We start from the raw sequence: 13,132 nt of genomic DNA, 5'->3' as shown, positions 1-13,132 counted from the left end.
GCTGATACAACGTGTTGGAGCAATCATGGCAAGCAATACAGGCACTCTTGAGAATGCATATCCACAAGCGCAATTTCCACCGAATGATCAACCCCAGAAGTTCGTATTACGCGTTGTAGGTGCAGTTGCGTTTGCCCATCTGTTAAATGATTCGATTCAAGCTGTGGTCACTGCAAGTTATCCGATGTTGAAGGCCGAATTTTCATTAAGTTTTGCTGAAATTGGCTGGATTGCTTTGGTCTATCAAATCACTGCCTCTTTATTACAACCTTGGATTGGCCTGTATACCGATAAACACCCAAAACCTTATTTATTACCTTTAGGCATGGCAGCCACACTGCTTGGTATTGGCTTGATGGCAATTGCAGCAAGCTTTCAAGGCTTATTGTTTGCTGCTGCACTGATTGGAGTAGGCTCATCAACCTTTCACCCTGAGGCCTCTCGTATCGCCCGTACAGCATCAGGTGGGCGTTTTGGTACAGCCCAATCCATGTTTCAGGTCGGAGGCAATACCGGTTCTGCGATTGGGCCATTAATGGCTGCGGCTGTGATTATCCCGAATGGACAAGGGGCGATTGGCTTATTTGTCTTGGTTGCGGCTTTGGCGATTTTCGTTTTATTGCGCGTCACCAAATGGGTCGTCAAACAAGCACCAGTACAACGCACTGCCAGTCAAAAGGCGATCTCGACCTTGACCCGTAAACAAGTGATTCAGGCCATGGCCGTGATTTGTGTGTTGATGTTTGCGAAATTTATCTATATCGCGGCCATTACCAATTATTTTACTTTCTATCTGATCGAACGCTTTAACGTGTCCATTCAAACCTCTCAGCTGTATCTATTTATATTTTTAGGTGCAGTAGCACTGGGTACTTTTGCTGGAGGTCCAGTTGGAGACCGTATTGGACGTAAAGCTGTGATTTGGGTGTCATTCTTAGGCATTGCCCCATTTGCGCTGATGTTGCCTTATGTCGGCTTAACTGGCACAGCAATACTGGTCATTATTATTGGTTTAGTCATGTCTTCAGCCTTCTCAGCCTTAGTGGTCTATGCACAAGAAGCGGTACCTGGTCGTGTTGGTATGGTTGCTGGTTTGATGTTTGGTCTTATGTTCGGTATTGGTGGGATTGGCGCAGCAGGTCTTGGTCACTTAGCTGATACCCATGGCATTGTATGGGTGTACAAGCTCTGCTCTTTCCTACCATTATTAGGTTTTATGACGGCATTATTGCCAAATACCAAAAAATAATTATTTTATGAGCAGATGTAGCATGCCAACGAGCCTGATGCATCTGCTCCCATAAATAAGCATGATCTTGTTTCTCTTCACGGTTAAGTGCTAAAATTTTCAGCAGATGTGTGGATTGTTATATTCATTCATCTTCATGGTTACGATAAAAAATCGCGAAAAATTGATGTCTTTTTTGATTTGATAAAAGAATTCATCAACACACATCCCAATCTTTAAGATTCGGTCAGCGTTCATCAGGGCTTGAGTTGTTATCAGGCATCGTTAACAGGTTTTCGCAGCATTGCTGTACCTGCTTTTTCGATAGGACGCTTTATGAATCGCTCTCTATTTATTATTTTTTTGACCATTGCTTTAGATGCTGTTGGTATCGGGCTGATTTTTCCAATTTTACCCGCCTTACTTCAAGAGATTACCCATCATCACCAAACTGCGCTGTACATCGGTCTGCTTGGTAGTCTCTATGCCGCGATGCAATTTATCTTTTCCCCCATTCTGGGTGCATTAAGTGACAAGTTTGGACGGCGTCCAATTCTGCTGTTGTCACTGGCGGGCTCAGCCATCAACTATCTATTGCTCACCTTTTCACATAGCCTCGTACTGTTATTAATCGGGCGGATCATTGCAGGCATGAGCAGCGCCAACATGTCTGTTGCTTCCGCCTATCTGGTTGATATTGCAAAGCCAGAACAACGTGCCAAATACTTTGGTCACATGAGCGCGATGTTTGGCGCAGGTTTTATCATTGGGCCAATCCTTGGGGGTTTGCTCGGTGAATATTGGCTCAGACTTCCCTTTTTGATTGCAGCCATACTCACAGCTCTCAACTTTTTATTGGCCTATTGGGCACTACCTGAATCAAAAACAGCAGATCATCCTCATCAAGACTCTGCAATAACACTCAATCCATTTAAAGCTTTTGCATCAGTTCGTTCGATCCCGAATGTAGTCCCCTTGATTGCCACCTTTTTTATCTTGAGTGCCACAGGTGAAGCCTATGCGGTTTGTTGGGCTTTATGGGGGCATGCCGCCTTTCAATGGAATACTTTCTGGATCGGTCTTTCGTTAGGAATGTTTGGTCTATGCCAAATGTTGGTTCAGGCTTTTGTTCCTCAACATGCCTCAAAATTCTTGGGTGATCGCAACACCGTCTTTGTGGGGATAAGCTGTACTTGTCTCGCCTTAGGGGGCATGGCCTTTGCTCAGCAAGGCTGGATCATTTTTGCCATCATGCCTCTTTTCGCCTTAGGCAGTATCGGTACACCGTCTTTACAAGCTTTAGCCTCTCAAAAAGTTTCACCAGAACAACAAGGTCAATTTCAAGGCATTATTGCATCGACAATTAGCTTGGCTTCAATGTTTGCCCCCCTGTTGTTTTCTACGCTGTATTTTCAATTTCAAGCTGTGTGGCCGGGCGCAATCTGGCTGAGTGTGGTCATGATTTATTTGCTTGCGCTACCTATTGTGATTCGTAGCCTCAAGCCAAACATACACTCCTCAAAATGACAAAAACGTAATTTTCCTGTCGCGTAGAAGTACTGATGCAGCTTGGATAATCAAACATGAAACCAGATGGTGCTGATTGTGCCATTTCCCATACATCATGCTTCAAAGAGGATAAGAAATGAGTTTTGTACAAAACAGTAAAACCATGTTACGCAACCTGATTGTCGGTACAACCCTCACCATCGTCGCATCAACCGCCTTTGCACATGTCAGCTTGATCAGTGCTAGCCCTGCTGCAAATACCATTGTTTCAACCCAACCTAAAAATCTAAGCCTTAATTTTGGTGATGAGGTGATGTTAATGAAGATTCAAGTTTTAGATGAACAACGCCGTGAACTTCCATTGAATTACAAAGTCAGTCATGACTTGAAAAAAACCTTTGATGTTGCCATCCCCACCCTGAAAAAAGGTAAATATACCGTGCTTTGGAGCACCATGGGCAAAGATGGCCATAACATGAATGGCGAATATAGCTTCAGCTTTAAATAAGACATCGCGCATAACGATCTATGAACAATTTACTAACTTGATCAGTTGGCAAATTGTTCATACAAAGGAATAAAAATAATGTCTGAATATTGGATATTTGCCGCTTGGTTCAACAAAATAAGTCTCTATCTTGGTAGTGCTATGGTGATAGGCGCAGCTTTCTGTTACTTCCTATTAGCACGTTATAACGCAATCAAAAATAGCTTAATTCAATATATGACACTCGGTGCAGCTATAGGACTGATTTCAAGCATTTTAGCTTTCTTACTTTTAATTGGTAGTTTTTCTAATAGCGGTCTAGGCGGCATGTTTAATTGGACCTATATCAATATTATATTGAACACCGCTACTGGGCACATCCATCTGATTCGTATCATCTGCTTTGCACTGATCCTCGGCTTGCTGATTTTTAGACTGAATCGGAAAAGTAATAAAGTGACAACACTTGAAAAATTCTGTCTGACCAGTGCTTTACTGCTGATCGCTTACAGTTTTTCTCAACTGGGTCATGTCACCAACCTGTCTATTTTTGCTCAGCTGTTATTGACTGTGCATGTGCTTTTAATGTCTGTCTGGATGGGATCACTGTACCCATTATGGAAAATCAGCCACATCATCACGGGGCTACCATTAAAGCAGTCTATGCATTTATTTGGTCGGATTGCGGCATTTATTGTGGCGATATTAATTGCATGCGGCGTCAGCATCGCTCTGCTCTTGTTTAAGGATGTTGATACCCTCCTCGCGACGCCTTATGGGCAAGGTTTTATCATTAAACTGTTATTTGTGATCAGCATCTTATTATTAGCAGCTTTTAATAAATGGTATTTCACCCCACGTTTGCAACAACCGCAATTTGCCAAACAATTGGGCTATGCCATCCTGTTTGAAATGTCGCTTGGCCTACTCATTTTAATGACAACAGCCTATATTACGACTGTTGTTGGCATTGAGTGATTTATTATAATGTTGATGCTGATTTTAATATCTATCGATTAACCTTATGTTTCTACACAGTGTCTAATGACTATTTAACATGCCGTGTTAAGCACCAAAATAATAATGCCATTAGACTTCCGCAGGCACCCAGTAGGCAAACGCCATACCATCCCGCTTTTGCATAGGTGATGGTTGTTGTGATTGCTCCTAATCCACTGCCTGCGGCATAGAACAACATATACAGCCCAATCAAGCGGCTTTGATTGTCCTGTCCAGTTTGCAAGATCATGCTTTGATTGGTGACATGTAATGCTTGTCCGCCTAGATCAAGTAATAAAATACCGATGATTAATGCCACAATTGAGTATTCCATTTGAGCGAATGCCAACCAAGACAACAAGATGACGAGCAATGCAAAAGCACTGGTTCTTTGTGCAAAGCCTTTATCTGACCATTGCCCTGCTTTTGTTGCCATTAACGCACCCAGTACCCCAACCAAGCCAAATGCACCAATAGCGGTATGGGAATACTGATAAGGAGGAGAACTCAACAATAAAGCCAATGCACTCCAAAAAATATTAAACACTGCAAACATCAGCAATGCCAATATGCCTCGTATTTGTAATAGTTTATTGTGATAAAGCAAACTTAACATCGACAAAATCAAACGAGGATAAGCCAACGTATTCTGTCTATTAGACCGTACCGGCAAGGATTTCCAAAGTGGGAATGCAATCATCAACATCAGTGTTGCCGCACAAAAATATACGCTCCTCCATCCAGCTAAATCGCTCACACCTCCAGCAAAAACTCGTGCTAATAACAATCCGATAAACACGCCACTTTGTGCTGTACCTAAGACATATCCACGCTCATGGGATTCGGCAACACTTGCAGCATAGGCAATCAGTCCCTGCGTCATGGCAGTCCCTAGCATGCCAACAGCAAACATACTTGCAAATATGCCTACAGCCGTTTTAGTGATACTTACAGCAGTCAATGCAAGCACCAATCCGAATAGCTGTAATAGCATTAATCGCCTGCGATCAACTCGATCCCCCAATGGGACTAACAACAATAAAGCGATCGCACAACCCATTTGAGTCACGAGAATGACACTACCAACAGCGGCATAACTGATTGCCAAATCCGTTGCAATTGCATCAAGTAATGGTTGTGCATAATAAACATTCGCAACACTCAGACCACTTGCTATGGCAAATAGCCACACCAAACTGGTCGGCAATTTTTTGGACTGGATTAAACAATGCTTTTCATTTTGTGATAAAGCAGATGTGCTAGGACTATTCATGGCACCGCCCAACCAGTTTCAAATTAAAACTACTTGAACCATAAGTCATCTAGTTTTAAAATGCAACTAGTCTGTTCTAACTGTTCCGAGAATGCGATGTCACTCGATAAAACTTCCGTAGATGAACCTTGCCCTGTTGCACGTTGTGTTGATGTGATTGGAGATCGTTGGTCATTGCTGATTATTCGAGATGTGATGGATGAGATACATCGCTTTGGTGATCTACAACGTAGTCTGAGTGTTGCACGTAATATTTTGTCCAACAGACTACATAAATTAATTGATGCTGAAATTCTGGAACTGCGAGCTGCGTCTGATGGCACAGCCTATCAAGAATATATTTTGACGGATAAAGGAAAACAGCTGTTCCCGATTGTGGTTGCATTACGCCAATGGGGTGAACAATATTTATTTGGGGAAAATGAAGCGCATTCTGTCCTGATCGAAAAATCGACCCAAAAACCTGTGCCATTAATGACACTCAGCTCAAGTAAAGGACATATCTTAGACATGGATACAACAGAAGTATTAAAAGTGAATCTATAGTATCTATAAAATATGCGTTAAAAATTTATGCTTTGTTTACGCAGAATTTACGATAATTTTATTATTTATCAAAATATTAGAACCTAATATACATGACATCAAATTTAACTCACATGCTGAGGATGTTATGAAAGGTTTTCATCAATTATTGGCTTTGATTTCAGCTTGCTCGTCAAATTATGCATTTGCATCAGATCAGCCCACAACATCGAATTTAGTGCTGAATGGAAATGTCGCTTTGGCCAGTGAATATCGCTGGCGTGGTCAAACTCAAACCCAAAATGATGCAGCCTTACAAAGTAACTTTATTTTAAACCATTCTTCTGGATTCTATGTCGCGGCTTTTGCATCAAATGTCGATTTTGGTGATGAAGCACACTTAGAAATCGATCCTTTTATTGGCTATACGACTCCGATAAGCTTAGGGAAATTCCAGCCCACCTTTGATATCGGTATGCTACGTTATCATTACGTGGGAAAAAGCGATTTAAATTATAACGAATACTATCTCAAACTAATCATCAATAATGCTTTGAACGATAATGATAGCTTTACACCGAGTGTGAGCTATACCCCTCAATACGGCGGAAAAACCACTCGCCAAAACTTCGGTGAAAATATCAAAAATTGGTATTTTAACCTTTTATATACTACTCCCATTGCCGAAACCAACTTTGGTGCCGTTGCGAGCTTAGGCTATTCCAAAGCCAGCCAAGCCATTTATGGTGAAAATGCCAAAGATCATTTTTTCGACTGGAAAATCGGAGCGAATTATAATTACAAACCGATGAACTTAAGTGCGGAATTGGCTGCAATTGGGACCAACCTAGATCACACAGGTTATTCCGATAGCAATAAAAAAGGTGTTAAAACCGCCGCCGTGTTTAGCTTGACCAAGTCTTTTTAGAATAAAGATCAAATGAGCGAACTACAGCAAGCATCAACAAATATGAGGCTTGCTGTATGACATTGCAGTTTTATCGACTGATTTGTTAACCAGATTTACGCTGAAAACCTTGTTGTTCTAATAACTGAGCTCGTGTTTCATAATCGACGACTTCAAGTACCTGATGCAATAACCACATATAGCCAAACGGATCTTTAAACATGGCATTTTTGATGCCCATTTTAGACATCTCCTGCACCGCCTGAATCACCGCTGCACCCGCATCAACTGCCTGCTGCAATGTTTTCTCGATATCAGTGACGGTAATATTAAACCAAATCGGGATATAGCTTTCTTGGGTAGGTGCCAGCAATTGGAAATCTGGATTTTCATCCAGCATATGAAAATGAACCCCATGAATACTCATAATCACACTATTTTGTCCAACGACAAAATCACCGACTTCAATTCTTTCGACCTCAAAAACCCGCTCATAAAACGCCAATGCAGTTATGCTATCTTTCACAATAAAATCTATTTCTGTACTTTGCATTTGATGTATTCCCTTTGTTTTATTCATTCTAAGGGGCGGTTTTTCTGATCACTGTCTGTACTTTGTAATTCAAGTAAATACTCAGCTATAAAAAAGGCGAAGCAAGATTTAATCTCGCCTCGCCTTTGTCTTCAGTACTACTGATTATTCAATAATTAAATCTTTGGCAGGAATACCATCACCATAGACTGGCTTTAAGGTCTTCTCATAGGCTTGATGAATCACCCCTTGTTTGGCTAGTTTTTCCAAATCTTGATTTAACCAATCCAATAATTCCTTGTTACCCTTTTGTACTGCGGGTGCAATTAAATCCTGCTCGCCAAGATTGGTAATCCCCACGGTATAATTTGGATTTTCTTTTGCCCACGCTAAGACTAAAAGATTGTCATGGGCCAACGCTGCACCACGACCATCTTTTAAGGCATCAAAAGTTTTTGTATTTTGCTCATATTTTTGCAACTTAATTTCAGGGTGTTGCTTGCTAAAGAAAGAGTCCGCTGTCGTCCCTTTATTCACCAATAAAGTTTGATCCTTTAATTGGGCAAGATCGGTAATCGGCTTGTCTTTAGGTGACACCACTCCCAAGGCGACTTTTAAATAAGGCTTGGCAAAATCCACCACTTGTTCACGTTCAGGCGTCACGGTAAAATTAGCAAAAATAATATCGACTTTATTGGCTTTCAGATATTCAACTCGATTGGCCGCTTCTGTCAGTACGAACTGAACCTTGTTTTCATCGCCCAATAAATCTTTGGCCACATGTTTGGCAATTTCAACATCAAAGCCCTGATTTTTACCTTGTGCGTCTAGATAACCAAATGGTGGCTTATCACTAAACACCCCGATACGCACCACCCCATTTTTCTTGATCTGTTCAATACTGGAGACTTGCGTTGAGGCCTCAGCCGATTTCTCTGCTGACTGTGGATTTTTATTACAAGCCGTCAGTCCTAAACTGAATATAGAAGCCAGCAGTAATTTTTGAATATTTGACAATGTTATTGTTTGCATAAGTTCACCTATTTTTTAACGTTTTAAATTCTGTTATTGCTTGGAAATATCGACATCCAAAAAGATATTTGGATTCACTTTTTCGCCATAAATCGGCTTCAAGGTTTGGTCATAAATCTTTTGAACTTCACCTGTCGCTCTGAGCTGTTTAATTTCATCATTGAGCCAGTTCAGTAATTGGGTATTGCCCTTCTTCACGCCCGCTGCAATAAAATCTTCGTTACCAATTTGTGGGATACCTGCCACATAATTCGGATTCTTGGCTGCCCATGCCAGTGCATAAGTACTGTCTTGGGAAATGGCATCCCCCCGACCATCAATCAGTGCATTAAACGCATCAGTATTTTGTCCAAATTTCAATAAATGAATCTTGGGATAGTTTTTACTGAAATAAATCTCCGAACTTGAGCCCTTATTTACAATTAAAGTTTTGCCTTCAAGACTTTTAACATCGGTAATGGCTTTAGCTTTTGGAGAGACAATTCCTAAAGATGCTTTTAAATAAGGCTCGGAAAAATCAACCACCTGTTGCCGTTCTGGTGTCACCGAAAAGCTGGCAAAAACCACATCAACTTTTCCTGACTTTAAAAACTCAACCCGATTGGCAGCTTCCGCAATCACAAACTGGATTTTATTTTCATCACCCAATAAATCTTGAGTGACACGCTTTGCCAAGGCCACATCAAAACCCTGATTTTTACCCGCGCTATCGACATAACCAAAAGGTGGATTGTCCGCAAATACACCAACTCGCAAGACGCCATTTTTCCGAATCTGTTCCAGTGAAGTATCTTGTGCTGTAGCTTTGTGTTCTGAGGAAGCTGGTTGATTACAGCCCGTCAACACGCCAGCCATCAGTACAAAAGTGATGCCCAGACCAAACATTTTTGTTTTTGAAAAAGAGTGCTGTTGCCCAATTGCTAAATTCAATTTCATAAAGTCCTCTTATTGCTTTTAATAATTCAAAATATTTAAAAAGGTTCTCGCGCGTTCCGTCTGCGGATGCTGAAAAAATGCTTCTGGCGAGCTTTGTTCAATGATCTTGCCCTTATCCATGAAAATAATGCGATCTGCCACTTTGCGCGCAAAGCCCATTTCATGTGTCACAATCAGCATGGTCATGCCTTCCTGTGCCAATTTCAGCACCACGTCTAAGACTTCCCGCACCATTTCAGGGTCTAAGGCTGCGGTAATTTCATCCAGTAAGATCACTTTCGGTTGCATCACCAAAGCACGGACGATGGCAATCCGCTGCTTCTGACCACCCGATAAATTGGAGGGATAATCATATTTACGATCGAGCAAACCCACACGCTGCAACAATTGATCTGCCAGTTGTTCCACTTCTGCGCGTTGGCGTTTTTGTGCTTTTAGCGGACCCAGCAAAATGTTATCAATCACATTCATATGTTTGAATAATTCATAGTTCTGAAACACCATCCCGATCTGCTGGCGCACGTTATCCCACGGCAAGTCCTGCCCCAACACCCCGACATCTTTCAGGTGAATTTCACCTTCTTGTATGGGTTCCAGCCCATTGATACAGCGCAACAAGGTACTTTTTCCACAACCCGATGGGCCTAAAATTACCACCACTTCACCTTGTTGTACGTCTAAATCAATGCCATGCAAAATATGACTTTGTTTATAAAACTTGTGTAAATGCTGTATCGATAACAAAGTCATGCGTTCTCCCACACTTTTTCTAAATGCGCTGCTAAAAGCGATAATGGATAACAAATCAGGAAATAAAGAATGAAGATGAAACCGTAAATCCACAGCGATGCACTTGGAACGGTTAATAATGAATTTTCAATAATCTGCTGCCCTACTTTCAGGACTTCCACCATCCCGATCAGTACTGCTAATGAACTGGTTTTAATCATGCGGGTAAACAGATTTAATGCGCCAGGGGTTACTCGTTTTAAGCTTTGCGGGAAAATCACATAAGTTAAAGCTTGGATATGATTCAAGCCCACTGCATAGGCCGAATCACGTTGATGCTGATCAATTGAAGTAATCGAAGCACGTACCAAATCGCCCATTTCCGCAGTTCCCCATAAGGTAAATACAAAAATACAGACCCAAAATGATGACAGCTGCCAGTTAAACCAAGTTGCAAAACCAAAATAAAAGACAAATAAAAGCACGAGGATGGGCACAATTCGTATAGTTTCGAGATAGAAACGGCACAGGATTTTGACCAACACATTTTTTGAGGTCATGATCACCCCAAAAACTGTCCCGAAAATGGCAGATAGAAACACGGATAGAAATGCAATTTCGATGGTTTGCAGCAAGCCATACAGCAAACGTTCGACATGGCTCGGTTGAAATAAATACTCAAGTCCCATGGCTCACCTTCCGACTGCGGTATTCCAGATAACTTGTTAAAGCTGATACAGGTAACAAGATAATCAGATAGGCCATGATTAATAGGAATAAAGCCTCTGTAGTTTTGTAATCCATCCCAATCAAGTCTTTAGTCACAAACAGGAGTTCCACCACTGCAATGGCACTCAAGATGGAGCTTTCTTTAATCAGAAATAAGCAGTTTGCACCAATGGCTGGAATAGACAGCGACAATGCTTGTGGAAATACTACATATTGAAAGACTTGCACGGCGTTGAGACCCACACTTCGAGCAGAATCAATCTGCCCTTGAGCAACTGACTGTAAGCCTGCACGAAAGGCTTCTGCCATATAGCTGCCACCTAAAAAAGTCAGACCAATCACACCACAGGTAAATCCATCGAGTTTGATCCCGATCTTAGGCAAACCGTAGTAAAGAAAAAATAGCTGAATGAGCAAGGGTGTATTGCGGGAAACCTCGATATAGACTTTGACAATTTTATTGAGTACTCGAACCTGATAAGTGCTGATTACGCTGCAGATCAGCCCTAATAAAATAGATAACACGATACCAATCAAGGAGATTTTTAAGGTCATGAGGGTGGCCGCATAGAACTGCGGCAGCACACTCTGTATATACTGCCAATCCAAAGAAAACATCCGACTGAAAAATTGATTTTTTTGATAAATACGTTGTTGTTATTTATCTTTGGATGAGTTTATGCTGATTGAAATTTCACATGAAATATTATTATTTGCTAAGCTTTGCTGAAATTTGGATGATAAATGTCTGCTTTATTTTATCAAAATAGAAACACAAGTAAGCTCTTATTTTGTCAAGAGCTTACTACTTAAAATCATATAAAATATAAGTAATTATTTAACTTGAAACGAACTAAAAATTGGATCAGAGATTTGCTTGGATTCGCTCAGTTCGTTACACCAGTAGTCCATAAAAGTTAGCTTAACAAAGTAACTATCGAAGATAATTACTTTAATTGCTATACGAAATAAATTGAAATCCTGTTGGTCGGTTTGATCCAAATAAACCTCTGAATACTCTTCAAAATGTACAATCTTACTTTCTACTGTCACCCATTTTGACGCTGCTGGCGGATAGTTTTCAATCAACGCTTGAATACTAGATTCAGCATATTCTTGACGACTTATTTTTTCTTGATCAGTTCTATCCCATGCACCAATAAACAACTCTTTTTCAATAGGTGAATCATAACCATCTGGTTTATAAAAAAACTCTATTTCTTGCACGTCGCCATGACTATAAATATCATTAGCACTATAACCAAGTGCTACAGGATCAAAAGGACGTAATAACCACGCTTGAGATAATTGAATAGACCATTGATCAGTTTCTAGTTTTTTTATTTCACTCAAATATGTATATATATTTGCTGGGGGAGTTTCTGCCTGCATATAACTATCAGAAATTAAATTAAAATGAGGTACACGAAATACATCTGTATAGTTTGTTTGTAAAGGAATATGAACAACTGTGTGTTCTGACAAACCTTTTAAAAATCTGTAATCAATATTAATTACATAACTTTTTTCAGCAGACCAAAATGCATCATAACCCAAATGATGCTTCACTAATTCACGCTGACCATCTATTTGGTCATTTTTTTCAAAGACATCTTGTAAGTGTTCAGACAGTTGGATATAGACTGCATGATCAGACAATTTTTCGACTAGATATGCAGGAGTAGATAACAGGCACTCTAAACCAAATAGATCAACATATGGCTTACCAAATACAACTCCCCAATACATATCTGGTAGCCAATGCTTAAGCTGATGAGTATAGGGTGTAACATTACTCCATCCCTCAATAATTCTAGGATCTGGATCTTTATGCCGATTCGCATCAATAACAGCTAAATCCCCATTAAATTGGAGTGTGGCGATCTTAAGATAATTTATTAATTTTTTTTGATCTATTTGTTCAAGCTCAGGACCAATATACTCAGTGCTATGTGTATGTCCATGTCGTGATGGAGAAAACTGTATCTGACAACGCGGTTTTTTTAAACGCTGACATGACAGTCGGTCTGCAGCTCCACCGCGATCATTAGGAATCATATTTTCTATTATCTCTGGTGAAAATGGGATTTTTAATGGTGACCAAAAACCACATTTTTCTGGCAGCATTTCTGGAAAATAATCACAATAATGCTTTACACGTCTAAAAAAGTCTTTTGGTTCCGTCAACATATTAGGTGTATAGATTTGAGCGTGAATTTGACGTTTAAATTTCATTACATTATCTC

At 40.5% G+C, this 13,132-nt stretch carries 14 protein-coding genes; 6 read left to right on the top strand and 8 right to left on the bottom strand.

Annotated features, from left to right (window positions below):
* Nucleotides 1-25: 25 nt before the first annotated feature.
* From F993_RS15475 to F993_RS15490, 4 genes are all read left to right on the top strand, one after another.
* A complete protein-coding gene (locus tag F993_RS15475) occupies nt 26-1,249 on the top strand; it encodes an MFS transporter (RefSeq protein WP_004652876.1) in 1,224 nt (407 codons plus the stop codon).
* Nucleotides 1,250-1,564: 315 nt separating this feature from the next.
* The gene (locus tag F993_RS15480) at nt 1,565-2,755 is read left to right on the top strand and encodes a TCR/Tet family MFS transporter (RefSeq protein WP_004652875.1); all 1,191 of its coding nucleotides are present in this window, start codon (nt 1,565-1,567) and stop codon (nt 2,753-2,755) included.
* Between the two features lie 118 nt (nt 2,756-2,873).
* Nucleotides 2,874-3,245 carry a copper resistance CopC family protein gene (locus tag F993_RS15485; protein WP_004652873.1) on the top strand — a complete coding sequence of 124 codons (372 nt, stop codon included), beginning with the start codon at nt 2,874-2,876 and terminating at the stop codon, nt 3,243-3,245.
* A 78-nt stretch (nt 3,246-3,323) separates the two neighbouring features.
* Nucleotides 3,324-4,202 (top strand): copper resistance D family protein, encoded by an 879-nt coding sequence (locus tag F993_RS15490; RefSeq protein ID WP_004652872.1) that lies wholly within the window; start codon nt 3,324-3,326, stop codon nt 4,200-4,202.
* A 70-nt stretch (nt 4,203-4,272) separates the two neighbouring features.
* Here the strand turns inward: F993_RS15490 and F993_RS15495 are convergent, their stop codons facing one another.
* Nucleotides 4,273-5,496 carry an MFS transporter gene (locus F993_RS15495; RefSeq protein WP_004652871.1) on the bottom strand — a complete coding sequence of 408 codons (1,224 nt, stop codon included), beginning with the start codon at nt 5,494-5,496 and terminating at the stop codon, nt 4,273-4,275.
* 96 nt (nt 5,497-5,592) lie between these two features.
* Between F993_RS15495 and F993_RS15500 the strand changes: the two genes are divergently transcribed.
* Both F993_RS15500 and F993_RS15505 read left to right on the top strand, forming a co-directional pair.
* Nucleotides 5,593-6,042, top strand: coding sequence for a winged helix-turn-helix transcriptional regulator (locus F993_RS15500; RefSeq protein WP_004652870.1), 450 nt, complete (start codon nt 5,593-5,595; stop codon nt 6,040-6,042).
* 127 nt (nt 6,043-6,169) lie between these two features.
* Nucleotides 6,170-6,949, top strand: coding sequence for a TorF family putative porin (locus tag F993_RS15505; RefSeq protein ID WP_004652869.1), 780 nt, complete (start codon nt 6,170-6,172; stop codon nt 6,947-6,949).
* An 85-nt stretch (nt 6,950-7,034) separates the two neighbouring features.
* Here F993_RS15505 and F993_RS15510 read toward each other — a convergent pair whose 3' ends face one another.
* The 7 genes from F993_RS15510 to F993_RS15540 form a co-directional block, all read right to left on the bottom strand.
* Nucleotides 7,035-7,481 carry a VOC family protein gene (locus tag F993_RS15510; RefSeq protein ID WP_004652868.1) on the bottom strand — a complete coding sequence of 149 codons (447 nt, stop codon included), beginning with the start codon at nt 7,479-7,481 and terminating at the stop codon, nt 7,035-7,037.
* Between the two features lie 144 nt (nt 7,482-7,625).
* Nucleotides 7,626-8,492: a cysteine ABC transporter substrate-binding protein gene (locus F993_RS15515; protein ID WP_004652867.1), complete on the bottom strand. Its 867-nt coding sequence runs from the start codon at nt 8,490-8,492 to the stop codon at nt 7,626-7,628.
* Nucleotides 8,493-8,525: 33 nt separating this feature from the next.
* Nucleotides 8,526-9,428 (bottom strand): transporter substrate-binding domain-containing protein, encoded by a 903-nt coding sequence (locus F993_RS15520; RefSeq protein ID WP_004652866.1) that lies wholly within the window; start codon nt 9,426-9,428, stop codon nt 8,526-8,528.
* A gap of 18 nt (nt 9,429-9,446) precedes the next feature.
* Nucleotides 9,447-10,178, bottom strand: coding sequence for an amino acid ABC transporter ATP-binding protein (locus tag F993_RS15525; protein ID WP_004652865.1), 732 nt, complete (start codon nt 10,176-10,178; stop codon nt 9,447-9,449).
* The gene (locus F993_RS15530) at nt 10,175-10,846 is read right to left on the bottom strand and encodes an amino acid ABC transporter permease (RefSeq protein ID WP_004652864.1); all 672 of its coding nucleotides are present in this window, start codon (nt 10,844-10,846) and stop codon (nt 10,175-10,177) included. The genes F993_RS15525 and F993_RS15530 overlap by 4 nt, the downstream gene beginning before the upstream one ends.
* Nucleotides 10,836-11,495 (bottom strand): amino acid ABC transporter permease, encoded by a 660-nt coding sequence (locus F993_RS15535; RefSeq protein WP_032812646.1) that lies wholly within the window; start codon nt 11,493-11,495, stop codon nt 10,836-10,838. The genes F993_RS15530 and F993_RS15535 overlap by 11 nt, the downstream gene beginning before the upstream one ends.
* A gap of 225 nt (nt 11,496-11,720) precedes the next feature.
* Entirely contained in the window at nt 11,721-13,121 is a 1,401-nt protein-coding gene (locus F993_RS15540; protein ID WP_004652862.1) for a hypothetical protein, read from the bottom strand.
* Nucleotides 13,122-13,132 lie beyond the last annotated feature (11 nt).

Source organism: Acinetobacter proteolyticus, assembly GCF_000367945.1.
GTDB lineage: Bacteria > Pseudomonadota > Gammaproteobacteria > Pseudomonadales > Moraxellaceae > Acinetobacter > Acinetobacter proteolyticus.
Note: the sequence above shows the minus strand (reverse complement) of the source record. Positions and strands in the feature narration are given on the sequence as shown.

Excerpts from the sequence above, each read along its gene's own strand:
- F993_RS15475 (WP_004652876.1), top strand. The coding sequence starts at position 26 with ATGGCAAGCAATACAGGCACTCTTGAGAATGCATATCCACAAGCGCAA.
- F993_RS15480 (WP_004652875.1), top strand. The coding sequence starts at position 1,565 with ATGAATCGCTCTCTATTTATTATTTTTTTGACCATTGCTTTAGATGCT.
- F993_RS15485 (WP_004652873.1), top strand. The coding sequence starts at position 2,874 with ATGAGTTTTGTACAAAACAGTAAAACCATGTTACGCAACCTGATTGTC.
- F993_RS15490 (WP_004652872.1), top strand. The coding sequence starts at position 3,324 with ATGTCTGAATATTGGATATTTGCCGCTTGGTTCAACAAAATAAGTCTC.
- F993_RS15495 (WP_004652871.1), bottom strand. The coding sequence starts at position 5,496 with ATGAATAGTCCTAGCACATCTGCTTTATCACAAAATGAAAAGCATTGT.
- F993_RS15500 (WP_004652870.1), top strand. The coding sequence starts at position 5,593 with ATGTCACTCGATAAAACTTCCGTAGATGAACCTTGCCCTGTTGCACGT.
- F993_RS15505 (WP_004652869.1), top strand. The coding sequence starts at position 6,170 with ATGAAAGGTTTTCATCAATTATTGGCTTTGATTTCAGCTTGCTCGTCA.
- F993_RS15510 (WP_004652868.1), bottom strand. The coding sequence starts at position 7,481 with ATGCAAAGTACAGAAATAGATTTTATTGTGAAAGATAGCATAACTGCA.
- F993_RS15515 (WP_004652867.1), bottom strand. The coding sequence starts at position 8,492 with ATGCAAACAATAACATTGTCAAATATTCAAAAATTACTGCTGGCTTCT.
- F993_RS15520 (WP_004652866.1), bottom strand. The coding sequence starts at position 9,428 with ATGAAATTGAATTTAGCAATTGGGCAACAGCACTCTTTTTCAAAAACA.
- F993_RS15525 (WP_004652865.1), bottom strand. The coding sequence starts at position 10,178 with ATGACTTTGTTATCGATACAGCATTTACACAAGTTTTATAAACAAAGT.
- F993_RS15530 (WP_004652864.1), bottom strand. The coding sequence starts at position 10,846 with ATGGGACTTGAGTATTTATTTCAACCGAGCCATGTCGAACGTTTGCTG.
- F993_RS15540 (WP_004652862.1), bottom strand. The coding sequence starts at position 13,121 with ATGAAATTTAAACGTCAAATTCACGCTCAAATCTATACACCTAATATG.